The organism is Streptomyces sp. SAI-135 (assembly GCF_029893805.1).
In the GTDB taxonomy this organism is placed as follows: Bacteria; Actinomycetota; Actinomycetes; order Streptomycetales; family Streptomycetaceae; genus Streptomyces.
Map to the genome: position 1 here is coordinate 1847231 of NZ_JARXYP010000002.1, position 25434 is coordinate 1872664.

Genomic DNA, 25434 nt, shown 5'->3' on the forward strand with positions numbered 1-25434 from the left:
CCTGCTTACGCGCGTCCTCGCGTACGGCAACGGCGCGACCAGGTGCGCGGCCCCGGCCCGCCGCCTCCGATCCTCCCACGTCCGGCGGCGACCACCGGTCACAGGTCCAGCAGACGGACGTCGGGGCCCCGGCGGGCGGTCACGCCATCCGCTGCGCCGCGCTCTTGATCGCCTCCCGGATGCGGAAGTACGTGCCGCAGCGGCAGACGTTGGCGATCGCGTCGATGTCGGCGTCGGTGGGGTTCCTCGTGCGCTTGAGCAGGGCCACGGCGGCCATGATCTGGCCGGGCTGGCAGTAGCCGCACTGGGCCACGTCCTGTTCCAGCCAGGCCTCCTGGACGGGGTGCAGCCGGTCGCCGTCGGCGAGTCCCTCGATGGTGGTGACCTCGCGGCCCGCCGCCTCGGAGACGGGGAGCACGCAGGGGTTGAAGGCCTCGCCGTCGAGGTGGCTGGTGCAGGCCTTGCAGACGTCGATGCCGCAGCCGTACTTGGGGCCGCGGATGCCGAGCAGGTCGCGCAGGACCCAGAGCAGGGGCAGGTCGTCGGGGGCGTCGACGGTGACGGACTTCCCGTTGACGGTGAAGGTGTGGGAGGGCATGGGGGCTCCTGGAACCGGGCGGGGTCAGCGCGGGAACGGGGTGAAGTCGACGTCGAAGTTGACCGGGAAGCTGCGCGGCCTGGTGCCGGTGGCCCGGGCGTAGGCGTTGGCCACGGCTCCGACAGCGGCGGGCACGCCGAGCTCGCCCGCGCCGCCCGGCTCGTCGGCGCCCTCCAGGATGTGGATCCGCACGTCCTTGGGGGCGTCCTTCTGACGCGCGTAGTGGAACTGCGAGTAGCTGCCCTCCAGCGGCAGGCCCCTGTCGATGTGCAGGCCGGCCCTGAGCGTGGTGGAGATGGCGTCGGTGAGCCCGCCGAGGAGCTGTGCCTCCAGGCCGCGCGGATTGATCACCCGGCCCACGTCCGCCGCGATGACCGCCCTGGTCACCCTGGGCTTCTTCGGGTCGGTGGCGTCGATCTCGACGAGGCAGGCCGTGCACGACTTGTACTCCTCGTGGAAGCCGATGCCCTGGGCCCACCCGGCGGGCAGGTCACGGCCCCAGTCGCCCGCCTCCGCGGCCCGGTCGAGGACGGCCCGCTGCCGGTCGGTCTTGAGGAAGGCGCGGCGGAACTGCACCGGGTCCTTGCCGAGCCGGGCGGCGAGCTCGTCGACGACGATCTCCTCGGCTCCGCGTGTGTTGGCCGAGTACACCGACCGCCACGACCCGGTGTGCATCTTGAGCGGCACCTCGGTGAGGGTCTGCGTGGTCACGCCGAAGTTGTACGGCGACTTCACCGTGGTCAGGAACAGGGTCTGGGCGAAGGTCGCGTTGCCGAGACCGGTGGGCAGGCTCGCGGCGGCGGCGGTGACCGCGTCGCCGAGTCCGTGCCGGAAGTCGGTCTCCACGGCCGCCACCCGGTGCTCGAAGGTGAGCACCTGCCCGGCCGCGTAGGTGGCGCGGACCCGGTGATGGGTCGCGGGCCGCATCCGTCCGTGCCGCATGTCGTCGACACGGGACCACAACAGCCGTACGGGGCGGCCGCTCTTCCTGGACACCACGGCGGCCTCCAGGGCCGCGTCGAAGAACAGCCGTCGCCCGAAGGAGCCGCCCGACTGCATGACGTGCACCTTGACCCGGGAGACCGGCAGCCCGACGGCTTCGGCGATCGCCGCCTGGGCGACGATCGGTGACTTGAGGCCGGACCAGATCTCGGCCGAGTCGGACCGTACGTCCGCTACCGCCGAGTTGGTCTCCAGCGGGGCGTGGCTGGCGAACGCGAAGTCGAACTCGGCGTCCACCTTCTTCACCAGCGCCCCGAGCAGGTCGAGCGAGGGGGTGGCCGCCTTGAGCCGCGCCCTGATGTCGGTGTCGGACAGCGCGTCGACGGTCCCGCCGCCCCAGGTGACCTCCAGGGCGTTCTTGCCGTCGAGGGCCTGCCCGAAGGTCTCGGCGACCACCGCGACACCGGTGTCGACGACGACCACGTCGAGGATCCCGGGCATGGCCCGTACGGCGGCCTCGTTGTCGACGGACTCGACCGTGCCGTTGATGGTCGGCGGGCGGCGCACCATGCAGGGCTTGGCGCCGGGCACGTCGAGGTCGAGGGTGTACGGGTGGGCTCCGGTGACCAGGGCGCGGGCGTCGATGCGGGAGGTGGGGGTGCCGACGAGGGTGTGCTCGGAGGCCTTCTTCGGCGTGACGGTGAGCGAGCCCGGGTCGAGGGCGGCCGCCGCGGCCGTCAGGGAGCCGTAGGAGGCCGTGCGGCCGTCCGGTGCGATCACCACTCCGGCGCGGACCGTCAGGTCACCCGTCTCCAGCCCCCACCGCCGGGCCGCCGCCGCGACCATCCTGGCCCGCGCGGCCGCCGCCGTCCTGCGCACCGGGTCGTACAGCGAACGCACGGAGTTGGAGCTGCCCGTGAGCTGGTTGAAGAGCAGTTCGGGCCGGGCGTCCTCGAGCTGGACGCGGACCCGGTCGAGGGGGGTGTCGAGCTCCTCAGCCACCAGCATGGCCACGGCGGTGGTGAGGCCCTGGCCGACCTCCTCGCGGGGCAGCCGGAACAGGACACCGCCGTCCTCGTCGACGCTCAGCACGAGCATGTCCGCGGTGGGCTTCCCGGCCAGGATCAGCAGATCGCCCAGGTCCACGAGATCGGCCGGTGCGGGCGGGGTGGGGATCGCCGCGTCGGCGCTGCCGGGCGCGTAGACGTCGACGCCGATCTTGGTGGCTACGGCGAGGGCGGGCGCGGCCACCAGGTAGGTGAGAAACCTGCGCCGGGCATGACGTGTCATGGCGGGCTCCGTTCGGCGGCCCGCCGACTCTGCCGGGCCGTGCGCCCGAGCATGACCTGGGGTTACTTCTCAGTACGGCACTTTCACAGGATCACCATGTCCCGCCGCGTCACCACACCTCAGCGGGTGGCCAGCGCGTGCTCGCCCGCCTTGCGCATGGCGTCCACGGGCGCGGGACTCAGGCCCGTCATCTGCTCGACCTGGAGCACCGCCTGGTGCACGAGCAGGTCGAGACCGCTGACGACGGCTCCGCCGATCATCGACCAGCGGGCCGCCAGTTCGGTCGGCCAGGGGTCGTAGAGCACGTCGAAGAGGGCCGCGGGGCGCTCCGGTACGGCGTGGGCGAGGGCGTCCGTCGCCCCGGCGGGGGTGGTGGCGATCACCAGCGGGGCGCGCAGGGCCTCGGCCGCGTCCGCCCAGTCCGCGGTGCGGACCTCGACGTCGAGGCGCTCGCCCCACTGCCGCATCTCGGCGGCCCGGGCCTCGCTGCGCACGTAGGCGACGACCTCACCGGTGCAGATCCTGGCGAGCGCGGCGAGCGCCGAGGAGGCGGTGGCGCCGGCGCCGAGGATCGCCGCCGAGTCGACCTGCTCGATGCCCCGCTCCCGGAGGGCGGCGACCATGCCCGGGATGTCGGTGTTGTCGCCGAGGCGGCGGCCGTCCTCGGTGAACACGACCGTGTTGACCGCCTCCACCGAGGCGGCCGTGTCGCTGATGCCGTCGAGCAGCGGGATGACCGCCCGCTTGAGCGGCATGGTCACCGACAGCCCGGCCCACTCCGGCCCGAGCCGCTCGACGAACCCGGGCAGCGCGGCCTCGTCGAGCTCGAACCGGTCGTACGACCAGCCCGTGAGCCCCAGCTCCTCGTAGGCGGTCCGGTGCAGGACCGGCGAGAGGGAGTGGGCGATGGGCTTGCCGAGAACGGCCGCCCGGCGGGCGTCAGTTGCCCGTGCTCTCATTGAACTTGTCCTTGAGCCGCAGGAATTCGGCGTGGGTCTTGGCGAATTCGGTCTTGTTCACACCGTCGGTCGCGACGAAGTAGTACCAGCCGTCCTTCGTCGGATTCAGCGCCGCCTTCAGCGCGACCGGACCCGGATTGTCGATCGGACCGGGCGGCAGACCCTTGTTGGTGTACGTGTTGTACGGGTTCTTGTTGCTCTTGATCTCCGATTCGGAGATGTTGATGTTGCTCTGGCCCTTCAGGTAATTGAAGGTCGAGTCGAATTGCAGCAGACCGTAGGTCTCGGGGTTCGCGAGGTTGAGCCGGTTGTAGACGACCTCCGCCATCCTGCGGTAGTCGTCCTCCGTCTTGCCCTCGGCCTCGACGAGGCTGGCGACCGTGATGACCTGCAACGGGCTGTCCAGCTTGAGCGCCTTGGCCTTCGCCTCCAGGTCGTACTTGCCGTAGGCCTCGGCGGCCTGGGTGACCATGTCCTTCAGCACCGCTTCGGGCTTCATGCCCTTCGCCGCCGCATAGGTGCCGGGGGCGAGGAATCCTTCCAGCGGGTCCTTGATGTTCTCGTTGTCGTCGGCCCAGCTCGGCAGTCCGAGGCTCTTGTACTTCGCCGCGGCGATCTTCTTCGTGGTACCGGAACTGAGGTCGAGTTTCTCGTCGATCAACTTGTAGACGTTGACGTTCCGCACCCCCGGAACCACCAGCACGTTGTTCTGGCTGTCCGGGTCGAGCATCATCGCGACGGCGCTCTCGGCCGACATCTCCTTCTTCAGGAGATAGGCGCCGGCCTGGATCGACTTCCCCTTGGGGTTCTGCTCCTGCGCGGACACGAAGGCGTCGACGCTCTTGACGACTCCCGCGTTCTTGAGCAGCCGGCCGATCTCGTAGCCGCCCGCCCCCTTGGGGATCTGGACGTTCACCGCCTCGCTCGTACCGTCCCCCGCGTAGTCCGGGGCCGCGCCGAAACGATTTTGGTAGAACTGGTACCCGAAGTAGCCGACGCCCGCGATGCCGCCGCCGAACACCAGCAGCACCACGAGGCAGGCGCAGCCGCTCTTGCGCTTCTTGGCGCCTTTGCCGCCGCGGCCCCGCTTGTCGCCGCGGCCGCCCCGAGGGTCGTCCGCGTCGTCCTGGTCGTCGTCACCGCCCGCGAAGAAGGCGTGTTCGCCCTGGTCCGGGCCCGGGTCCCAGTCGGTCTGCGGCTCCGGCTCGGCACGCCGACGGCTCGGCGGCTCCGGCGGCGGGTAGGCGTCCGGACTCCCGTAGTGGTCCTGCTGCTCGCCGCCGTACGCGGCGGCCTGCTGGCCGTAGGGGTCCGACGGGTCGGCGGGGTAGGGGACCTGCCCCTGTGCACCGGTCGCCCAGCCGTTGTGGTCGTACGACTGCTGCTGCCCGCCCTGATAGGCCTGCTGGTCGTAGTGCTGCTGACCGTACTGCTGCTGGTCGTACTGGTGGTTGTACTGCTGGTGCTGGTCGTACTGGCCGTTGTGCTGCGGGTACTGCTGCTGCGGCTGACCATAGGCGGCTTGCGAGCCGTCGCCCCAGCCACCGTTGTCGTACTGCTGCTGCGGCTGCTGCGGGTAGTGCTGCGGCTGGCCGCCGTAGGAGGACTGCTGACCCGCGTGGGCCTGCTGTCCTTCCCATCCACCGTCCCCGTACAACGGGTCCTCGGGATTCCACGGTTCGGAGCCTTCGCCCCGGCCATACTCAGTCATCGATCCCCTAGAGCCGCGAGGCGGCGGTCACCTGCTTCCACGATCCGGCTCCCGCTCCGCCTCTTTCTGTGCGGTGACTGTTCGAATGTCGCCGCATCGCGCGGAACGTTACCGTATCGCGATCAGATGACCACTTCGACGCCCTCGCCGGGTGCTTTACCTGACACCCGTTCGGATTCCAGGGCCTGCTGGAGGATGATCACGGCCGCTGCCTGGTCGATGACCGATCTGCCCTTTTTGGATTTCACCCCGGACGCGCGCAGTCCCTGACTGGCCGTCACGGTCGTCATCCGCTCGTCGACCAGCCGGACCGGAACGGGCGCGATCCCCCGGGCGAGCTCCTGGGCGAAGCCGCGGACCTTGACCGCGGCCGGCCCCTCGCCCCCCTTGAGGGAGCGAGGGAGACCGACGACGACCTCGATCGGTTCGTACTCCTCGACCAGCTGCTTCAGCCGGCGCCGGGCCGCCGGGACGTCCCGGCCCGGGACCGTCTCCACCGGGGTGGCGAGGATCCCGTCGGGGTCGCACGAGGCGACCCCGATACGGGCGTCCCCGACGTCGATCGCGAGCCTGCGGCCTTTGCGCATTACTTCGCCGTCTCCCCGACCGTGCGCTCCACGGCGTCCACGGCCTCACCGATCGCGGCCGGGTTCTGGCCGCCGCCCTGGGCGACGTCCGGCTTGCCGCCACCGCCGCCGCCGAGGGTCTTGGCGGCCGTACGGACCAGGTCACCGGCCTTGAGACCGCGCTCACGTGCGGGCTCGTTGGTGGCGATGACCGTGAGCGGCTTGCCGTTGTTGACCGTGAAGAGGGCGACCACGGCGGCCCGGCCGCCCTGGATGCGGCCGCGCACGTCGAGGACGAGCTTGCGCAGGTCGTCGGGGGTGGTGCCGTCCGGGACCTGCCCGGTGACGACGGCGATCCCGCGGACGTCCTTGGCGGACTCGGCGAGACCGGCGGCGGCCTGGAGGACCTTCTCCGCACGGAACTTCTCGATCTCCTTCTCGGCGTCCTTCAGCTTGCCGAGCATGGCGGAGACCTTCTCCGGAAGCTCCTCCGGACGGCCCTTGATCAGCTCCTGGAGCTGGGCGACGACCGTGTGCTCGCGGGCGAGGAAGTTGTACGCGTCGACACCGACGAGCGCCTCGATGCGGCGGACGCCGGAGCCGATGGACGACTCGCCGAGCAGCTTGACCAGGCCGAGCTGCGAGGTGTTGTGCACGTGGGTGCCGCCGCACAGCTCCTTGGAGAAGTCGCCGATGGTCACCACGCGGACCCGCTCGCCGTACTTCTCGCCGAACTCGGCGATGGCGCCCTGCTTCTTGGCCTCGTCGATGCCCATGACGTCGGCGCGGACGTCGAGGTCGCGGGCGAGCACCTCGTTGATCTTCTGCTCGACGTCGGTCATCACGGCCGTGGGCACGGCGGACGGGGAGCCGAAGTCGAAGCGGAAGCGGCCGGGCTGGTTCTCGGAACCGGCCTGGGCGGCCGTCGGGCCGAGGGCGTCCCGCAGCGCCTGGTGGGTGAGGTGGGTGGCCGAGTGGGCGCGGGCGATCGCCGTACGACGGCGGCTGTCGATGGACGCGTGGGCCTTGGCACCGACGGTCACCTCGCCGAACTGGACGACGCCCTTGTGGACGTAGACGCCCGGGACCGGCTTCTGGCAGTCGCGGATCTCGATGACGGCACCGGAGTCGACCTTGATCCGGCCGGTGTCGCCGATCTGGCCGCCGCCCTCGGCGTAGAACGGGGTGCGGTCCAGGACGATCTCGACCTCGTCGCCCTCGGTGGCGGCCGGGGAGGAGGCGCCGTCGACGAGGATGCCGACGATCGTGGACTCGCCCTCGGTGTCGCTGTAGCCGATGAAGTCGGTCTCGCCGACCTTGTCGGCGATCTCGCGGTACGCGCCGGCACCGGCGTGCCCGGTCTTCTTGGCCTGGGCGTCGGCCTTGGCGCGCTCCCGCTGCTCCTTCATCAGCCGCCGGAAGCCGTCCTCGTCCACGGACAGGCCCTGCTCGGCGGCCATCTCCAGGGTGAGGTCGATCGGGAAGCCCCAGGTGTCGTGGAGCAGGAACGCCTTGTCCCCGGCGAGGACCTTGCCGCCGGCGGCCTTGGTCTCGGTGACGGCGGTGTCGAGGATGTTGGTGCCGGCCTTGAGCGTCTTGAGGAAGGCGTTCTCCTCGGCGACGGCGACCTTCTCGATGCGCTCGCGGTCGGTGACCAGCTCGGGGTACTGCTGGCCCATCATGGCGATCACGGTGTCGATCAGGTCCAGCACGACCGGACCGGTGGCACCGAGCAGCCGCATGTTGCGGATGGCCCGGCGCATGATGCGGCGCAGGACGTAACCGCGGCCCTCGTTGCCCGGGGTGACGCCGTCGCCGATGAGCATGACGGAGGTGCGCATGTGGTCGGTGACCACGCGCAGGGAGACGTCCGAGTCGTGGGCGTCGCCGTACGCGACACCGGTCAGCTCGGTGGCCTTCTTGATGACGGCCATCGAGGTGTCGATCTCGTACATGTTCTGCACGCCCTGCAGGATCATCGCCAGGCGCTCGAGTCCGAGGCCGGTGTCGATGTTCTTGCTGGGGAGTTCGCCGAGGATCTCGAAGTTGTCCTTGCCGATGCCCTCGCCGCGCTCGTACTGCATGAAGACGAGGTTCCAGATCTCCACGTACCGCTCGTCGTTGACGGCGGGACCGCCCTCGACGCCGAACTCGGGGCCGCGGTCGTAGTTGATCTCGGAACAGGGGCCGCAGGGTCCGGGGACGCCCATGGACCAGTAGTTGTCCTTCATGCCGAGGCGCTGGATGCGCTCCTTCGGCACGCCGACGACCTCGTGCCAGATGCGCTCGGCCTCGTCGTCGTCCTTGTAGACGGTGATCCACAGCCGGTCGGCCTCAAGGCCGTAACCGCCCTTGTCCTGGGGGCTGGTGAGCAGCTCCCAGGCGTACTTGATGGCGCCTTCCTTGAAGTAGTCGCCGAAGGAGAAGTTGCCGCACATCTGGAAGAACGTGCCGTGCCGGGTGGTCTTGCCGACCTCTTCGATGTCCGGCGTGCGCACGCACTTCTGGACGCTGGTGGCGCGGTCGAAGGGCGGCTTGACCTCACCCAGGAAGTAGGGCTTGAAGGGCACCATGCCGGCGGGGACGAGGAGCAGAGTCGGGTCGTCCGCGATGAGCGACGCCGAAGGGACGACGGTGTGCCCGCGCTCCTCGAAGAAGCTCAGCCAGCGGCGGCGAATCTCGGCCGACTCCATCAGTGGTCCTCATTCCGGTTGTACGAATGCGTCTTGTACGGCTTCGTCGTGTACGTGGTGTTCTCGATGGCGGCGATGCGCCGGGGGGCGGGCAGCTCGGGATCCTCGCGGATGCCCAGGGCGTCCGTCAGCTCGGCCTCCCGCTGGGCCATGTTGTCGCGGACTTCGAGCGCGAAGCCGACCGCGCGGTCCTTGAGGCGGCCACCCGTCTCGATCGCCTTGTTGGCCGCGGTGACGGCGAGGTTCTCGGGGGTGAGCTGCTTCAGCTTGCGGTTCACCTTGGTGGTGGCCCAGACACCCGCGGCCACGCCCGTGGAGAACCAGAAAGTACGGCGGAACATCTCTTGAGCCTCAGTCCTTCTTGCCTCGGCCCCGGGAAACCGTCCGGCCCACGATCACGGTACGCCGGGAGGATTTCGCGGGCACCTCGTCCTTGCGGCCGCTGATCGCGCGGCGTACGCCGTAGCCGAAGGCCGCAACCTTGACCAGGGGGCCGCCGAAGGTGGAGGCGACGGTGGTAGACAGCGCGGAGGCGTTCGACGTGACCTCCTGGACGTCCGAGGCGATCGCGTCGACGCGCTCGATCTGGGTCTGCGCGGAGCGCACCGCGGTGGAGGCGTCCGCCAGCAGCGGGACGGCCTGCTCGGTCACGTCCGCCACGAGCTTGGTGGTCGCCTTGAGCGTCTGGGCCAGCCTCGCCAGCGCGACGGCGAGGAAGGAGACCAGGATCGCCCAGAAAACGGCCACCAGGATCCCGGCAACCTCTCCACCGGACACTGTGTGCACCCGCTCCCTGAATACGTGCTGTCTATGGAAAAAGTCTCCGCCGAGCCTATCGCGCCGGGGACGGCGGTCCGCACCGGATCACCCTCGCCCGCACCCGGGTTGTCCATGACGATTGTACGGAGTGCATACGCTTCAGTACGCTCCGTGTTCCATGCGCAGTCATCAGCCCGACGGCACCGAGGTGAACGGCAATCTCCCGCTGACGCTCGACGGCTTCGTGGGCCGGCACGCGGAACTCCCGGCGCTGGCGCGGGCACTCGACACCTCGCGGCTGGTGACGCTGACGGGTCCGGGCGGCATCGGCAAGTCACGGCTCGCGGCCCGGGTGGCGGGCGGCCGGTGCGGACGGCCCGACGGGGTGTGGCACGTCGAGTTGGCCGCCGTACGCGATCCGGAGTTCGTCGACTACGCCGTCATGGAGGCGCTGGGGCTGACGGACCACACCACCCGGTCACCGCGCGAGACGCTCCTGGCCCATCTGGCAGGGCGTCAACTCCTGCTGGTCCTGGACGGTTTCGAGCACCTGGTGGACACGTGCGCGGCCCTGGTCGTCGACCTGCTGGGCCGGCTGCCGGACCTGGCCGTCCTGGCCGTGGGACGCCGGCCGCTGGCGGTCGCCGGCGAGCAGCTCTTCGCGCTGGGCCCGCTGGACGAGGACGAGGCCGTGGAACTGTTCGCGGAGCGGGCCGGACGTCAGGGGGTGAGGGTCGGCGACGATCCGCACGTACGGGAGCTGTGCCGGCGCCTGGACGGCATTCCGCTGGCGATCGAACTGGCCGCGGGCCGACTGGGGGCCCTGTCCCCCGGGCAGTTGCTGGAGCGGCTCGACGACCGGTTCCGGCTGCTGACGGGCGGCGGCCGGGACACCCCGCCCCGCCATCGGACGCTGCGCACGGCGATCGGCTGGAGCCATGAACTGTGCACGCCCGAGGAGCGGTTGCTGTGGTCCCGGCTCTCGGTGTTCGCGGGGCAGTTCGACCTGGAGGCAGCGGAGTACGTGTGCAGCGGCGGCGGACTGCACTGCGACGACGTCCTGGACGTCCTGTCCGCGCTGCTCGCCCAGTCGGTGGTGGCCCGCGAGGAGACGGCGACCGGTGTGCGCTACCGGATGCTCGACACGGTCCGGGCCTACGGCGCCGAGTGGCTGGAGGCGACGGGGGACGCGGTCCGGCTGCGCAGACGGCACCGGGACTGGTACGTGGGCCTGGCGACCTGGTGCGAGCTGGACTGGTTCTCGCCGCGCCAGAACGAGGTGGCCGCGCGGATCGAGGCCGAGCTGCCGAACCTGCGCTGCGCCCTGGAGTACTGCCTGACCGAGCCGGACGGGGCGGAGCTGGCCCGGCATCTGGCGGGCTGCCTCTGGTTCTGCTGGGTCGGCTGCGGCCGGCTCTCCGAGGGGCGGCACTGGCTGGAGCGCAGTGTCGAACTGGAGCCGGGCCATGAGCACACCCGGCTGAAGGCACTGTGGGTCCTCGGCTATGTGGCGATCCTCCAGGGGGACACCGTGGCGGCGGTGGCCGCGCTGCACGAGTGCCGAGAGGAGGCGGAACGGTCGGGGAACGCGACGGCCTGGGCGTACGCCGAGCACCGCACCGGCTGTCTGGCGCTCGTCTCGGACGACATGCCCCGGGCGGAGCGGCTGCTGCGCTCGTCGCTGGAGCGCTACCAGGAGATCGGCGAGCTCAACAGCAACGTGCTGATGGCCCAGGTCGAGCTGGCGATGGCCCGTGCCTTCCTGGGCGATCTGCCGGACGCGGTACGGCTGTGCGAGGACGTGCGCCAGGTGTGCGAGGACCACGGTGAGCGGTGGGCGCGGTCGTACGCGCTGTACGTCCTGGCGTACGCGGCCTGGGGCGAGGGGGACACGGCACGCGCGCGTGAGCTGCTCACCGACTGTCTGACCTGCGCGCACGCCTTCCACGACCTGCTGGGCTCGGTGCTGTCGATCGAGCTCCTCGCCCTGGTCACGGTGACCCGGGGCGACGCGGCCGAGGCGGCCGTGCTCCAGGGCGCAGCGGCCTCGCTGTGGCCGTCGGTGGGTCTGCCGCTGTTCGGTTCGGCCTACTACAACGCCCCGCACGAGCTGTGCGAGGCGACGGTCCGGGACCGGCTGGGCGACGAGCGGTACGAGGAGTGCGTACGGCAGGGCCGGGCGCTGGGGCGGGAGGCGGCGGTGGCCCGGGCGCTGGGCCGCGCCCGTCCGCTCGACGGGCTGCCGGCGCCGCGGGGTTCCGCGCGGCACACGGAAGTGACCCCGGGCATGCAGCAGCCCGCCGCCTCGCCCACCCGGAAGGGCGGGGAGACGGCGGGCTGAGGTGGTGCGGGTGCTACGGCCTGCCGTTGATCAGCGGGCGTAGTACTCGACGACGAGCTGCTCGTCGCAGATCACCGGGATCTCCTTGCGGTTCGGCTCACGGTCCAGGCGGAACGCCAGGGCCTTGAGGTTCACCTGGAGGTAGCGCGGGGTCTCGCCCTCGGGGGCGAAGCCGCCCTCACGGGCGATCGAGAAGAGGGTCTTCTCGCGGCTGCGCTCGCGGACCATCACGACGTCGTCGGGACGGACGCGGAAGGACGGCTTGTCGACCTTCTGACCGTTGACCTCGATGTGGCCGTGGACGACCATCTGGCGGGCCTGGTAGATCGTGCGGGCGATGCCCGAACGCAGGACCAGCGCGTCGAGACGACGCTCGAGCTCGATGATCAGGGCCTCACCGGTCTTGCCCTGAACCTTGGAGGCACGCTCGTAGGCGCGGACGAGCTGGCGCTCGGACACGTCGTACTGCGCACGCAGACGCTGCTTCTCGAGCAGACGGACCTTGTAGTCCGAGTTCTGCTTGCGGCCACGGCCGTGCTCACCCGGGGGGTAGGGACGGGCCTCGAAGTACTTGACGGCCTTCGGGGTCAGCGCGATGCCGAGGGCACGCGACTTCTTGACCTTGGGGCGGGACTGGTTCGCCACGATCTCTCATCTCTTGGTGTTCGGCTCGTCAGAGTTATGGGAGGTCGCATCCGCAGCCGGGGAAACCCGCGAGGTCCTGGATCGGACCCGTTGGGCAGCCGCTCCCCTGGTCTGGGCACATACGTGCAGCACGCGAGTGGCCCACCGACCGGTCTCACCCTGGGGTGAGTGGTGGTGGGCTGCCCGCGACACCTTTCGAACGGTGCGCGACGCTCCTGGAACCCACAGGGGTTCCGGCTGACCGTCCCGTTCTGACTGCACGGGACACAGCACTTCGAGGGATTCTACAGGGTGCTCAGGACCGCTTGCGACCGAGGTGCTTGCGGGTCCACTCCACGGCGTCCGCGTACCGGGCCTCGGCGCCGTGGCGGGTGGGTTCGTAGTACTCGCGGTCCTTGATGGCGTCCGGGGCGTACTGCTGCTCGGCGATGCCCTCGGGCAGGTCGTGGGGGTAGACGTACCCCTGCGCGTGGCCGAGTTTGGCGGCGCCCTTGTAGTGCCCGTCGCGCAGGTGCGGCGGCACCGGTCCGGCCAGCCCCTTGCGTACGTCCTCCATGGCCGCGCCGATCGCCGTGGTCGCGGCGTTGGACTTCGGGGCGAGGGCGAGGGCGATGGTGGCGTGGCTCAGGGTCAGCGCGGCCTCCGGGAAGCCGATCATGGCGACGGCCTGGGCGGCGGCCACGGCTGTGGGCAGGGCGTTCGGGTCGGCGAGGCCGATGTCCTCGCTGGCGGAGATCATCAGGCGGCGGGCGATGAAGCGGGGGTCCTCGCCGGCCTCGATCATGCGGGCCAGGTAGTGCAGGGCCGCGTCCACGTCGGAGCCCCTGATGGACTTGATGAGGGCGCTGGCCACGTCGTAGTGCTGGTCGCCGTCGCGGTCGTACTTCACGGCCGCGCGGTCGACCGTCTCCTCCAGCGTGGTGAGGGAGATCTCCGGCTCGCCCTTGTCGAGGGCGGCCCCGGCGGCGGCCTCCAGGGCGGTCAGGGCGCGGCGGGCGTCACCGCCGGCGATCCGCAGGAGGTGGTCCTCGGTGTCCTCGGGGAGGGCGACGGCGTCCTTCAGGCCCCGCTCGTCGCTCAGCGCCCGCTTCAGGAGCCCTCGCAGGTCGTCGTCCGTGAGGGGTTCGAGGGTCAGCAGCAGGGAACGGGACAGCAGCGGGGAGATGACCGAGAAGTAGGGGTTCTCGGTGGTCGCCGCGATCAGGGTCACCCAGCGGTTCTCGACCGCGGGGAGCAGGGAGTCCTGCTGGGCCTTGCTGAAGCGGTGGATCTCGTCGAGGAAGAGGACGGTCTCCTTGCCGAAGCCTCCGGTGGCGCGGCGGGCGCCCTCGATGACCGCGCGGACCTCCTTGACGCCGGCGGTGATCGCGGAGAGCTCCACGAAACGCTTGTTCGTCGCCTTGGAGACGACGTACGCCAGGGTCGTCTTGCCGGTGCCGGGCGGGCCCCAGAGAATCACCGAGGAGGGCCCGGCGGGACCGCCGCTGCCCTCGCCGACCAGCCGGCGCAGGGGTGATCCCGGCTTGAGCAGGTGCTGCTGGCCCACCACCTCGTCGAGGGTGCGCGGGCGCATCCGGACCGCCAGGGGGCTGCCGGCCGGGTCCTTCTCCTGGCGCTCTTCCGCCGCGGCGGTGAACAGATCGGGCTCCACGTTCAAAACCCTATGTCACCGCACTGACAACGCACCGGGGCCTCAGGCCCAGAGGCTGGAACCCCAGCGGGTCAGGATCAGCATCGCGATGATGCCGCAGTGCGTGACCGGCAGGACCCAGGTGAACTCGGCGAGGAAGCGCTTGAGCCAGCCCGGGGACGGCAGGAAGGCGTTGCGGACGTTGAAGGAGGTCACGTACCAGAACATGGTGATCGTGGCGACCCAGGCCAGCGAGCACCACAGGCACAGCGCGTTGATCCGGTACAGCGACTGGAACTGCAGCCAGGTGACGAAGCACACGCCGAAGAGCGTGCCGAAGTTGAAGGTGAGCCAATACCAGCGCGGGAAGGTGGCGCGGGCCAGCAGGCTCATGCCGACGCAGATGACGATGCCGTAGGCGACCAGACCGAGCATCGGGTTGGGGAACCCGAAGGCGGCGGCCTGCTTGCTCTCCATGACGCTGCCGCAGGAGACGATCGGGTTGAGGGAGCAGCTCGGCGTGAACGTCTTGCCGCTGACCTTCCCCTCGAGGATCTTGAACTTGTCGATCGTGATGACCCACGCGGCGAGCAGTCCGGCGGCACCGGTGATCACCATCAGCAACGCGAAGGCACGGCCGGCGCCCACCGTCCGGGGCGCGGCGTCGGCACGCGCCGGCGAGGGCTCGGGCTCCGTGGAGACGTCTTTCACTGTGGTCTTGCTCATCACGCCGATCCGTCTGCTTGAGAGTTGGACCTTCTTCGGGCAGGGGCCATTGTGCCGCACGGGGAGGCTTGTCCACCGTTCGGTGGACATAAGGAAGTACGCACGGTCGTCCCCGACCGTTCGGTTCCGGCCGAGGCTCGTGGTCATGACCACACACGCGGACGAACTCGCTGTGGACGTTCGAGGACTGCCCAAGCGGTACGGCGACGTGACCGCGGTCGACGGGATCGACCTCGGCATCCGCCGGGGCGAGGCCTTCGGCCTGCTCGGACCCAATGGGGCGGGCAAGAGCACCACGGTGGAGATCTTCCAAAGCAACCGGGCCCGGGACGCGGGTGAGGTGCTGGTGCTCGACGCGGACCCGGCGCACGGCACGCGCGCGTGGCGATCCCGTGTGGGAATCGTCCGGCAGGACGAATCCGCGCCCGCCGAGTTGACGGTCGCGAAGAGCGTCCGTCATTTCGCCCGCTACTACCTCGGCGCGATGATGGCGCTGTTCCTGCTCTCGGCGATCCTGGTCGGCGAGACCCGACTGATGACCTTCGCACTCGTGCCCCAGTGCTTCATGACCCTGCGGATGCGGTGGGCCCTGGTGTGGTGGCCGAGCGACCAGGACGTCTTCTTCAACGTCCTGGTCGCCGTCGTCACCCTGGTCTTCTCGGTGGCCGTCGGCAGCTATGTCGTCCGGATCATCGAGCAGAGCCAGGAACAGGCGGCCCTGATCGCCGAGTGGGACACCAGCCGGCACGAGGTCGCGCGGCTGTCGGCGGCACACGGGGCGCTGGCCGAGCGGGAGCGGATGGCCCAGGAGATCCACGACACCCTCGCGCAGGGCTTCACCAGCCTGCCGATGCTGATCCAGGCCGTCGAGGCCGAGCTCGACCACGACGTCCTCCAGGCCCGGCGCCATCTGGCCCTGATGGACGAGACGGCCAGGCTGAACCTCGCCAAGGCCCGGGCCCTGGTCGACGGCGGCACCCCGGCCGACCTGGCCGGCGCGACGCTGCCGGACGCCCTGTTCCGCGGTCGCGGCTTCGACCCGGAGGCCGTGCACGGCGGCTACGGTCTGTCGGGGCTGGGGGCCCGCGTCACCGAGGGCGGCGGGACGACCGAGGTGGGCAGCGCGCCCGGCGAGGGCACCACGATCACCCTGCGGCTGCCCGTCACCTTCCCGAGGAGCTGCCGCCCCGAGGCGCCGGCGGCGGAACTCCGGCCGGACATCGTGCTGATGGACCTGCGGATGCCGGGCGGCGGGGGTGTGGAGTCGATCGTGCGGATGTCGGAGGCCGGGCTGCCCTGCCGGGTGGTCGTCCTGACCACCTGCGAGACGGACCGGGACATCCTGCGGGCCGTGGAGGCGGGGGCGGCGGGCCATCTCCTCAAGGACCTGCCCCGCGGCCGACTGGCGGAGGCGGTACGGCGGGCGGCGCGCGGGGAGACGGTGCCGGCCCCGTCGGTCGCGGCGCGGCTCGTCGACCAGCTGCGCACCAGGCCGGAGCGGCCCCGCCTGTCGTCCCGTGAGACGGCGGTGCTCCGGCTGGTGGCCGAGGGCTGCACCAACGCGGGGATCGGCAGGGGCCTGTTCATCGGGGAGTCGACGGTGAAGACCCATCTCCTGCGTGTCTTCGCCGAGTTGGGCGTTGCCGACCGCACGGCGGCTGTCACCAGCGCCATGCGGTACGGCCTCCTGGACTGACCTCAGCCCAGCCTCGACTCCAGCTCCGCCACGATCTCGTTGACCCCGATCGCCGACTGCTCCCCGGACTCCATGTCCTTGAGCTGGACGACGCCCTCGGCGAGGTCGCGTTCGCCGGCCACGATGGTGTAGCGGGCCCCGCTGCGGTTGGCGTTCTTCATGGCGCCCTTGAGGCCCTTGCCGCCGTAGGAGAAGTCCGCCGCGATGCCCACCTTGCGCAGCTCGGTGACCTTCGCGAAGAGGATCCGGCGGGCCTCCTCCCCCAGTGGCACCGCGAACACGCTGGTGGTGGAGGGGAGTTCGAGCTCGACGCCCTCCGCCTCCAGGGCGAGGACCGTGCGGTCGACACCGAGGGCCCAGCCGACGGACGGGAGTTCGGGGCCGCCGATCATCTCCGACAGACCGTCGTAGCGGCCGCCGCCGCCCACCGCGGACTGGGAGCCCAGACCGTCGTGGACGAACTCGAAGGTCGTGCGGGTGTAGTAGTCGAGGCCGCGCACCAGCTTCGGGTCGTCCTCGAAGGCCACGCCCGCCGCGTCGATCAGCTCACGGACCTCCTCGTGGTACGCCTTGCAGGCGTCGCAGAGGTAGTCCCGCAGCAGGGGCGCGTCCCCGAGCTGCTTCTGGACCGACTCGCGCTTGTCGTCGAGGACGCGCAGCGGGTTGATCTCCGCCCTTCGCAGGGTGTCCTCGTCGAGGTCGAGGCCGCGCAGGAAGTCCTGGAGCGCGGCCCGGTACACCGGCCGGCACTCCTTGTCGCCCAGGCTGTTGAGCAGGATGCGGAAGTTCCTGAGGCCCAGCGAGCGGTACGCCTGGTCTGCCAGGATGATCAGCTCGGCGTCGAGGGCCGGGTCCTCCGCACCGATCGCCTCGGCACCGACCTGCGAGAAGTGGCGGTAACGGCCCTTCTGGGGGCGCTCGTAGCGGTAGTACGAGCCGGAGTACCAGAGCTTGACGGGCAGGTTGCCGGTCTTGTGGAGGTTGGCCTCCAGCGCCGCGCGCAGCACGGAGGCGGTGCCCTCGGGGCGCAGGGCGAGCCTGTCGCCGCCCTTGGTCTCGAAGGCGTACATCTCCTTGGTGACGATGTCGGTGGACTCACCGACCCCGCGCGCGAACAGCTCGACGTTCTCGAAGCCGGGCGTCTCGATGTAGCCGTAGCCGGAGGTGCGCAGCGGCGCGGCGATCGCCTCGCGGACGGCCAGGTACTTGGCGCTGTCCGGCGGGATCAGGTCGTACGTGCCCTTGGGGGCCTGAAAGGTGCTCACGAAGTCTCTCGTCACATTCCTCGTCGGGGAGGGGTCTGCGAACCCTCTCCCTGGCCGGCGGCCACTTCCCGCAGGTACGGGTTGGTGGCGCGCTCCTGGCCGATGGTCGTCTGGGGGCCGTGGCCGGACAGCACCACGGTCGAGTCGTCGAGCGGCAGGCACACACGGGCCAGCGAGTCGAGCATCTCGGCCATGTCGCCGCCGGGCAGGTCGGTGCGTCCGATGGAGCCGGCGAACAGCAGATCCCCGGAGAAGAACACGGAAGGGATCTCCGCGGTCTCGGGCATCCGGAAGGTCACCGACCCCTTGGTATGGCCCGGCGCGTGCGCGACGGACAGCTCCAGGCCCGCGAGCTCCAGCTTCGCGCCGTCGGTCAGCTCCTTGACGTCGTCCGGCTCCCCCACGGTGATCTCGCCCATGAGCGGCATCCCGACGGAACGCCCGAGACCCATCGAGGGGTCCTTCATCATGTAGCGGTCCTCGGGGTGGATCCACGCCGGCACCCCGTGCGCTCCGCACACCGGGACGACCGAGGCCACATGGTCGATGTGGCCGTGCGTGAGGACGACGGCGACGGGCTTGAGCCGATGCTTCCTCAGCGCTTCCTCGACGCCTTCGGCGGCCTGGTGGCCGGGGTCGATGATCACGCACTCCTCGCCGGCGGCGGGGGCGACGAGATAACAGTTCGTCCCCCAGGCCCCGGCGGGGAACCCGGCAATGAGCACGATCGTCCTCGGTTTGTGTCGGTACGGGCGGTCTTCCGGGCGGCTGCCCCAGTGGTCAGAGCCTACCGGCGCTGCCGATTCCTCAGCGAACCCATATACGGTACGGGGCACACGCAGGCGGTCGTTTCATAGGACGCATGCGTAACGGTCGGCGGACGAGACGCATGAGGAGACAACCCCGTGGTCACCCAGGAACAGCGGAAGCGGCAGCTCGCGCGGGAGAAGTTCTTGCGGCAGCAGCAGCGGCGCACGGCCGCGCGCCGCAAGGCCCGTGTACGCAATTCTGTGATCGCGTCGGTGCTCGGCGTGATCCTGGTGGGCAGCCTGGCGCTCTACACGTCCGGGGTCATGAAGGACGACGACAAGGCCAACGCGAGCGCGGAGGCCACCCCGAGCGCGGAGGCGACCAGCAAGGCGCCGGACCCGTGCGAGAAGCCCGCCGCTGGCAAGGTCAAGACGCAGACCTGGAAGAAGGAGCCGGCGGTCGCCATCGACAAGTCGGCGAAGTACACCCTGGACCTCGCCACCACCTGCGGCAAGATCGACATCGCGCTGAAGGCGTCGGCGGCCCCGCACACCGTGAACTCGTTCGACTTCCTGGCGAACAAGGGCTACTTCGACCACACCAAGTGCCACCGGCTCACCACCAACGGCATCTACGTCCTGCAGTGCGGCGACCCGACGGGCTCAGGCAGCGGCGGACCGGGCTACACCATCCCGGACGAGAACCTGAAGGACAAGAGCCTCAAGGACAACGTCTACCCGGCGGGCACCGTCGCGATGGCGAACACCGGTCAGGCGCACACTGGAGGAAGCCAGTTCTTCCTGGTCTACCAGGACAGCCAGCTGCCCCCGAGCTACACCCCGTTCGGGACCATCTCGGAATCCGGTATGAAGGTGCTGAAGAAGATCGCCGCGGCCGGTGAGAGCACCGGCGCGGGCGACGGCGCGCCGAACGCGACCGTCGTGATCAACAAGGCGACCGTCACCAAATCCTGACCGTCAAGTGCGAAATTTCGGTCGCGCGGGATGCGGACAGGCCACCCGCCGGTCGCCTATGTTGGCCGTGACGAAACTGTGGACGATGCCCGGGGGCGCTGAAGCCTTCCGCAGGCATCATGTGGAGGAGGCGCTGTGAGCAGCGACCCGTGGGGCCGCGTCGACGAGACGGGGACCGTGTACGTGCGTACGGCCGACGGCGAGCAGGTCGTCGGTTCCTGGCAGGCCGGCTCCCCCGAGGAAGCCCTGGCCTACTTCGAGCGCAAGTACGAGGGCCTGGTTGTCGAGATCGGCCTCCTCGAGAAGCGAGTGAAGACGACCGACCTGTCGGCGAAGGACGCCCAGGCGGCCATCGACCACATCCGCGAGCAGGTCGACGCGCATCACGCGGTCGGCGACCTGGACGCGCTCAAGGTGCGGTTGGACAAGCTCGTGGAGACCGTCGACAAGCGCCGCGAGGAGCGCAAGCAGCAGCGCGCCAAGCAGTCCGACGAGGCCCGGCACGCCAAGGAGGCGCTGGTCGTCGAGGCGGAGGAGCTGGCCCAGTCCGACCAGTGGCGGGCCGCCGGTGAGCGGCTGCGCGCGCTGGTGGACACCTGGAAGGGTCTGCCGCGTCTGGACCGCAAGTCGGACGACGAACTGTGGCACCGCTTCTCGCACGCCCGCTCGGCGTTCTCCAAGCGCCGCAAGGCCCACTTCGCATCGCTGGACGCGCAGCGCGAGGAGGCCCGCCGCACGAAGGAGCGTCTGGTCGGTGAGGCCGAGGCGCTCTCCGGGTCCACGGACTGGGGTCCGACGGCCGCGCGCTACCGCGAGCTGATGGCCGAGTGGAAGGCCGCGGGCCGCGCCCAGCGCGAGCACGAGGACGACCTGTGGAACCGCTTCCGCGGCGCCCAGGACGTGTTCTTCGCCGCCCGCAGCTCGGTCTTCGCCGAGCGGGACGCCGAGCAGACCGAGAACCTCAAGCTGAAGGAGGAGCTGGCCGAGGAGGCCGAGAAGCTCCTGCCGATCGGCGACCTGAAGAGCGCCCGCGCCGCCTTCCGCGCGATCAACGAGCGCTGGGAGGCCATCGGCCACGTCCCGCGGGACGCCCGGCCGAAGGTCGAGGGCCGGATGCACGCCGTCGAGCGCGCTCTCCAGGAGGCCGAGGAGACCGAGTGGCGCCGGACCAACCCGGAGGCACGCGCGCGTGCCGCGGGTCTGACCGGCCAGCTCCAGGCCGCCGTGGACAAGCTCAAGGGCCAGATCGAGCAGGCGCGCGCCCAGGGCAACAACGCCAAGGCCGACAAGCTGGAGCGTGAGCTGGAGGGCCGCCAGGCGCTCCTGGACCAGGCGCTCAAGGGGCTCCAGGAGTTCGGCGGCTGACAAGGCCGTACATGCGAAAGGGCCCCGGTTCGCCGGGGCCCTTTCGCATGTCCGCGCTACGACCGGTTCCGCGCCGACGTCACGCGGTACACGTCGTACACGCCCTCCACGCCCCTGACCGCCTTCAGGACGTGACCGAGGTGCTTGGGGTCGCCCATCTCGAAGGTGAAGCGCGAGGTGGCGACACGGTCCCGGGAGGTCTGGACGGCCGCGGAGAGGATGTTGACGTGCTGGTCGGACAGCACGCGGGTGACGTCGGACAGGAGCCGGGAGCGGTCCAGCGCCTCGACCTGGATGGCGACCAGGAAGACCGAGGACTGGGTGGGGGCCCACTCGACCTCGAGGATGCGCTCGGGCTCACGGGAGAGTGACTCCACGTTGACGCAGTCGCTGCGGTGAACCGATACGCCACTGCCCCGGGTGACGAAGCCGATGATCGGATCGCCGGGGACGGGGGTGCAGCAGCGGGCCAGCTTGACCCACACGTCCTCGACGCCCTTGACGATGACACCCGGGTCGGCGTTGGTGCGCCGCTTGCGGCCGCGGCCGCGGGTCGGCGGGACCGACTCGTCGATCTCCTCGGTGGCCGCCTCCTCGCCGCCGAGCGCCTGGACCAGCTTCTGCACGATGTTCTGCGCGGAGACATGGCCCTCGCCGATCGCCGCGTACAGCGCGGAGATGTCGGAGTAGCGCATCTCGTGCGCGAGGGTCACGAGGGAGTCGCCGGTGAGGATGCGCTGGATCGGCAGGTTCTGCTTGCGCATCGCGCGGACGATGGCGTCCTTGCCCTGCTCGATCGCCTCGTCGCGGCGCTCCTTGGAGAACCAGGCGCGGATCTTGTTGCGCGCCCGCGGCGACTTCACGAAGTTCAGCCAGTCCCGGGACGGCCCGGCCCCGGGTGCCTTGGACGTGAAGACCTCGACGAGGTCGCCGTTGTCCAGGGTCGACTCCAGCGGTACGAGACGGCCGTTGACGCGGGCTCCTATGGTGCGGTGGCCCACCTCGGTGTGCACCGCGTACGAGAAGTCCACCGGGGTGGCCCCGGCCGGCAGCGCTATGACGTCGCCCTTGGGCGTGAAGACGAAGACCTCGTTGCGGGAGAGGTCGAAGCGCAACGACTCCAGGAACTCGCCGGGGTCCTCGGTCTCCTTCTGCCAGTCGAGGAGCTGGCGCAGCCACGCCATGTCGTTGAGGTGGTCGTCCTTGCCGGTGGTCCTCGGCTGGTCCGAGCGGACCTTGGAGGTGCCGGCGACGGCCTCCTGCTTGTACTTCCAGTGCGCGGCGATGCCGTACTCGGCGCGGCGGTGCATGTCGAAGGTGCGGATCTGCAGTTCGACCGGCTTGCCGTTGGGCCCGATGACCGTCGTGTGCAGCGACTGGTACATGTTGAACTTGGGCATCGCGATGTAGTCCTTGAACCGCCCCGGAACCGGGTTCCAGCGGGCGTGGACCGTGCCCAGTGCCGCGTAGCAGTCGCGGACGGTGTCCACCAGGACGCGGATGCCGACCAGGTCGTAGATCTCCGCGAAGTCACGGCCGCGGACGATCATCTTCTGGTAGACGCTGTAGTAGTGCTTCGGACGGCCGGTGACGGTGGCCTTGATCCGGGCCGCGCGCAGGTCGGACTGCACCTCGTCGGTCACTATGGCCAGGTACTCGTCACGCTTCGGCGCCCGCTCGGCCACCAGCCGTACGATCTCGTCGTACATCTTGGGGTAGAGGATCGCGAAGGCGAGGTCCTCCAGCTCCCACTTGATGGTGTTCATGCCGAGGCGGTGGGCGAGCGGAGCGTAGATCTCCAGCGTCTCGCGCGCCTTCTTCTCCTGCTTCTCGCGCTTGAGATAGCGCATGGTGCGCATGTTGTGCAGGCGGTCGGCGAGCTTGATGACCAGGACGCGCGGGTCCTTGGCCATGGCGACGACCATCTTGCGGACGGTCTCGGCCTGGGCGGCCTCGCCGAACTTGACCTTGTCCAGCTTGGTGACGCCGTCGACGAGCAGGGCGACCGAGTCGCCGAAGTCGCGGCGGAGCTGGTCGAGGCCGTACTCGGTGTCCTCGACGGTGTCGTGCAGCAGCCCGGCCATCAGGGTGGCCGGGTCCATGCCGAGCTCGGCGAGGATCGTGGTCACCGCGAGGGGGTGGGTGATGTACGGGTCGCCGCTCTTGCGCTTCTGGCCGCGGTGCCAGCGCTCGGCGACCTGGTAGGCCTTCTCGATCTGGCGGAGCGTCGCGGTCTCGATCTTCGGGTCGTTGCTGCGCACTATCCGCAGCAGGGGCTCCAGGACCGGGTTGTACGGATTGGAGCGTTGGACGCCGAGGCGGGCGAGACGGGCGCGGACGCGATTGGAGGAGCCGGTGCGGGCGGGCTGGCCCGTGTTCGTGCGGGCGGCCTGGGTCGCCGACGTGGTGGGATCGGGCGAGGCGGGCTTGGGCCGGGGCGGCTCGGCCGGCTTGTCGACGGGGGCGGACTGGGCGTGCTCGACCGGCCCGCGGGCGTCGTTCGTCACGGTCTTCGCGTCCGGCGCGGGCTTCGCCGCGGGCGCCGAGGCGGGCTCGGGCTTGGCGGCGGTCAGTGGCTGGGCCTCGTCTGGCAAGAGGACTCCTCGTGCGCGATCCGAATCCCCCGGTCAGGCTCCGGAGAACCCATGGTAGCGATCCTGCGCCCCGGGATCGCCTGCAGGCCGATGTGAGGGACGTCTACCTCTGGAACACCAGGGGCTGCTTTCGGCATTCCGGCCGGTGGAGCGCTCTGAAGGGGCGCGGGGAACTGCGCGACCAGCCACGACGGCGCGGCAGCTGTCACGGCCCCGGCCCGTTCGTGAGAAACGGCCGTCCCGGTGTTCCGGGACGGCCGTTCTCGTACGCACTGCCGGGTCAGACCACGAGCAGGGCCTCCAGCGGAGCACCGGCCAGTGCCGGCTCCAGACGGGCTCGCCCGCCCAGGAAGCCCAGCTCCATCAGGACCGCGAGGCCCGCGACCTCGGCGCCCGCCCTGCGGATCAGCTCGATCGAGGCCTCGGCCGTGCCGCCCGTCGCCAGGACGTCGTCGACGATCAGGACGCGGTCCCCCGCGGACAGGTCCTCCGCGTGCACCTCGATCTCGGCCGAGCCGTACTCCAGGTCGTACGCCTGGCTGAGGGTCGCCCCGGGGAGCTTGCCCGCCTTGCGCACGGGGATGAAGCCCAGTCCCGCGCGGACGGCGACCGGGGCGCCCAGGATGAAGCCCCGGGCCTCCAGACCGACGACCTTGGTGGCGCCGGTGGTCGCGGCGACCGCCGCGAGCGCGTCGGTGAGCGCGGTGAACGCCGACGGGTCCGCCAGGAGCGGGGTGATGTCCTTGAACATCACCCCCGGCTCCGGGTAGTCGGCCACATCGCGGATACGGCTGAGCAGCAGCTCTTCGATGTCCGTCATCGGCGCTTCCCCGAGGGACGGCCGCGGCCACGGCCCCGGGAGGCGGGCTGGGTGCGCGGACCGACGACCGCGTGCGCGGAGTCCTCCGGCTCACCGTCGTCCGCGAAGTCGCCCCGGACCTCCGCGAGTTCCTCCTCGGCGGTGGCCTGCGAGCGCTTGGCCAGGACCCGCTTCTTGAGGGCCTTCATCGCCGGCTCGCGCTCCTTGAGGTCGGCGACGAGCGGCGTGGCGATGAAGATCGAGGAGTACGCACCGGCGGCGAGACCGACGAACAGCGACAGCGAGATGTCGTTGAGCGTGCCCGCGCCGAGGAAGCCGCCGCCGATGAACAGCAGGCCCGCCACCGGCAGCAGCGCGACCACCGTGGTGTTGATCGAGCGGACCAGGGTGCTGTTGATCGAGCGGTTGGCGATGTCGCTGTAGGTCCAGCGGTTCTGCTTGGTGATGTCCTTCGTCTGCTCCTTGAGGGAGTCGAAGACGACCACCGTGTCGTAGAGCGAGTAACCGAGGATGGTCAGCAGACCGATCACCGTGCCCGGCGTGACCTCGAAACCGACGAGGGCGTAGATGCCGACGGTGATGGTGATGTCGTGGATCAGCGCGACGAGCGCCGCGATGGCCATGCGCCACTCGAAGGCGATCGCCAGATAGATCACGACCAGGACCATGAAGATCGCCAGGCCCTGCCAGGCCTTGTTGGCGATCTGGTCGCCCCAGCTGGGTCCGACCAGGTCGGCGGCGATGGTCTCCGGGTCGACCTTGAAGTCCTTGGCCAGCTCGGTCTTGATCTGGTCGGACTGCTGGGTGTCCATGCCGGCGATCTGGATGCGCAGCGTGCCGTTGCCGAGCTTCTGCACCACGGCGTCGTGGCCGGAGGCCTCCTTGGCGTACTCCTCGGCCTGGGAGACCGAGACGCTGGTCTTCTCGGTGGTGAAGACCGCGCCGCCCTGGAAGTCGATGCCCATGTTCAGGCCGCGTACCGCGAGGCCCACGATCGCCGTGATGGTGATCAGGATCGAGATGCCGTACCAGAGCTTGCGGTGACCGATGAAGTCGTAGCTGATCTCGCCACGGTGCAGTCGGGCGCCGATGTTGCCGAGTTTCGACATG

General features: G+C 70.1%; 19 protein-coding genes and 2 pseudogenes. 5 read left to right on the forward strand and 16 right to left on the reverse strand.

What is annotated here, in order from left to right; translation table 11 throughout:
• Positions 1-139 precede the first annotated feature (139 nt).
• The 8 genes from M2163_RS12775 to M2163_RS12810 form a co-directional block, all read right to left on the reverse strand.
• Positions 140-598 carry a (2Fe-2S)-binding protein gene (locus M2163_RS12775; RefSeq protein WP_280852661.1) on the reverse strand — a complete coding sequence of 153 codons (459 nt, stop codon included), beginning with the start codon at positions 596-598 and terminating at the stop codon, positions 140-142.
• A 24-nt stretch (positions 599-622) separates the two neighbouring features.
• Entirely contained in the window at positions 623-2830 is a 2208-nt protein-coding gene (locus M2163_RS12780) for a molybdopterin cofactor-binding domain-containing protein (RefSeq protein WP_280894015.1), read from the reverse strand.
• Positions 2831-2949: 119 nt separating this feature from the next.
• Positions 2950-3789 carry a shikimate dehydrogenase gene (locus M2163_RS12785; RefSeq protein ID WP_280894016.1) on the reverse strand — a complete coding sequence of 280 codons (840 nt, stop codon included), beginning with the start codon at positions 3787-3789 and terminating at the stop codon, positions 2950-2952.
• Positions 3770-5500, reverse strand: a complete 1731-nt coding sequence (gene mltG / locus M2163_RS12790) for an endolytic transglycosylase MltG (RefSeq protein WP_280894017.1) — start codon at positions 5498-5500, stop codon at positions 3770-3772. Before mltG ends, M2163_RS12785 begins: the two co-directional genes overlap by 20 nt.
• Before the next feature lie 122 nt (positions 5501-5622).
• Positions 5623-6087 carry a Holliday junction resolvase RuvX gene (gene ruvX, locus M2163_RS12795; protein ID WP_280852657.1) on the reverse strand — a complete coding sequence of 155 codons (465 nt, stop codon included), beginning with the start codon at positions 6085-6087 and terminating at the stop codon, positions 5623-5625.
• Positions 6087-8759 carry an alanine--tRNA ligase gene (alaS, locus tag M2163_RS12800; protein ID WP_280894018.1) on the reverse strand — a complete coding sequence of 891 codons (2673 nt, stop codon included), beginning with the start codon at positions 8757-8759 and terminating at the stop codon, positions 6087-6089. Before alaS ends, ruvX begins: the two co-directional genes overlap by 1 nt.
• The gene (locus tag M2163_RS12805; RefSeq protein ID WP_280852655.1) at positions 8759-9100 is read right to left on the reverse strand and encodes a hypothetical protein; all 342 of its coding nucleotides are present in this window, start codon (positions 9098-9100) and stop codon (positions 8759-8761) included. The genes alaS and M2163_RS12805 overlap by 1 nt, the downstream gene beginning before the upstream one ends.
• A gap of 10 nt (positions 9101-9110) precedes the next feature.
• On the reverse strand, positions 9111-9545 hold the full coding sequence (locus M2163_RS12810) for a DUF948 domain-containing protein (protein WP_280852654.1): 435 nt from the start codon (positions 9543-9545) through the stop codon (positions 9111-9113).
• Positions 9546-9696: 151 nt separating this feature from the next.
• Here M2163_RS12810 and M2163_RS12815 point away from each other — a divergent pair, with 151 nt between their 5' ends.
• Entirely contained in the window at positions 9697-11859 is a 2163-nt protein-coding gene (locus M2163_RS12815; protein WP_280894019.1) for an AAA family ATPase, read from the forward strand.
• Positions 11860-11889: 30 nt separating this feature from the next.
• Here M2163_RS12815 and rpsD read toward each other — a convergent pair whose 3' ends face one another.
• From rpsD to M2163_RS12830, 3 genes are all read right to left on the reverse strand, one after another.
• Entirely contained in the window at positions 11890-12504 is a 615-nt protein-coding gene (gene rpsD, locus M2163_RS12820; protein ID WP_015661793.1) for a 30S ribosomal protein S4, read from the reverse strand.
• Positions 12505-12799: 295 nt separating this feature from the next.
• A complete protein-coding gene (locus M2163_RS12825; RefSeq protein WP_280894020.1) occupies positions 12800-14155 on the reverse strand; it encodes a replication-associated recombination protein A in 1356 nt (451 codons plus the stop codon).
• Positions 14156-14197: 42 nt separating this feature from the next.
• Entirely contained in the window at positions 14198-14860 is a 663-nt protein-coding gene (locus M2163_RS12830) for a vitamin K epoxide reductase family protein (protein ID WP_280852651.1), read from the reverse strand.
• A 145-nt stretch (positions 14861-15005) separates the two neighbouring features.
• Here M2163_RS12830 and M2163_RS12835 point away from each other — a divergent pair.
• Both M2163_RS12835 and M2163_RS12840 read left to right on the forward strand, forming a co-directional pair.
• A pseudogene (locus M2163_RS12835) lies at positions 15006-16043 on the forward strand (ATP-binding cassette domain-containing protein); the annotation flags it as partial.
• A 6-nt stretch (positions 16044-16049) separates the two neighbouring features.
• Positions 16050-16556 (forward strand): annotated as a pseudogene (locus M2163_RS12840) (response regulator transcription factor); the annotation flags it as partial.
• Positions 16557-16558: 2 nt separating this feature from the next.
• Here M2163_RS12840 and hisS read toward each other — a convergent pair.
• Both hisS and M2163_RS12850 read right to left on the reverse strand, forming a co-directional pair.
• Entirely contained in the window at positions 16559-17821 is a 1263-nt protein-coding gene (gene hisS, locus M2163_RS12845) for a histidine--tRNA ligase (RefSeq protein ID WP_280894021.1), read from the reverse strand.
• Between the two features lie 11 nt (positions 17822-17832).
• Positions 17833-18546: an MBL fold metallo-hydrolase gene (locus M2163_RS12850; protein ID WP_280852648.1), complete on the reverse strand. Its 714-nt coding sequence runs from the start codon at positions 18544-18546 to the stop codon at positions 17833-17835.
• 180 nt (positions 18547-18726) lie between these two features.
• Here M2163_RS12850 and M2163_RS12855 point away from each other — a divergent pair, with 180 nt between their 5' ends.
• Together M2163_RS12855 and M2163_RS12860 are read left to right on the forward strand one after the other, a co-directional pair.
• Positions 18727-19545: a peptidylprolyl isomerase gene (locus tag M2163_RS12855; protein ID WP_280852647.1), complete on the forward strand. Its 819-nt coding sequence runs from the start codon at positions 18727-18729 to the stop codon at positions 19543-19545.
• A 135-nt stretch (positions 19546-19680) separates the two neighbouring features.
• On the forward strand, positions 19681-20910 hold the full coding sequence (locus M2163_RS12860) for a DUF349 domain-containing protein (protein WP_280852646.1): 1230 nt from the start codon (positions 19681-19683) through the stop codon (positions 20908-20910).
• Between the two features lie 56 nt (positions 20911-20966).
• On the opposite strand, the gene M2163_RS12865 is transcribed toward M2163_RS12860, so the two are convergent.
• The 3 genes from M2163_RS12865 to secF form a co-directional block, all read right to left on the reverse strand.
• The gene (locus M2163_RS12865) at positions 20967-23504 is read right to left on the reverse strand and encodes a bifunctional (p)ppGpp synthetase/guanosine-3',5'-bis(diphosphate) 3'-pyrophosphohydrolase (RefSeq protein WP_280852645.1); all 2538 of its coding nucleotides are present in this window, start codon (positions 23502-23504) and stop codon (positions 20967-20969) included.
• Positions 23505-23784: 280 nt separating this feature from the next.
• Positions 23785-24324 (reverse strand): adenine phosphoribosyltransferase, encoded by a 540-nt coding sequence (locus M2163_RS12870; RefSeq protein ID WP_280894022.1) that lies wholly within the window; start codon positions 24322-24324, stop codon positions 23785-23787.
• On the reverse strand, positions 24321-25433 hold the full coding sequence (gene secF / locus M2163_RS12875; protein ID WP_280852643.1) for a protein translocase subunit SecF: 1113 nt from the start codon (positions 25431-25433) through the stop codon (positions 24321-24323). The genes M2163_RS12870 and secF overlap by 4 nt, the downstream gene beginning before the upstream one ends.
• Position 25434 lies beyond the last annotated feature (1 nt).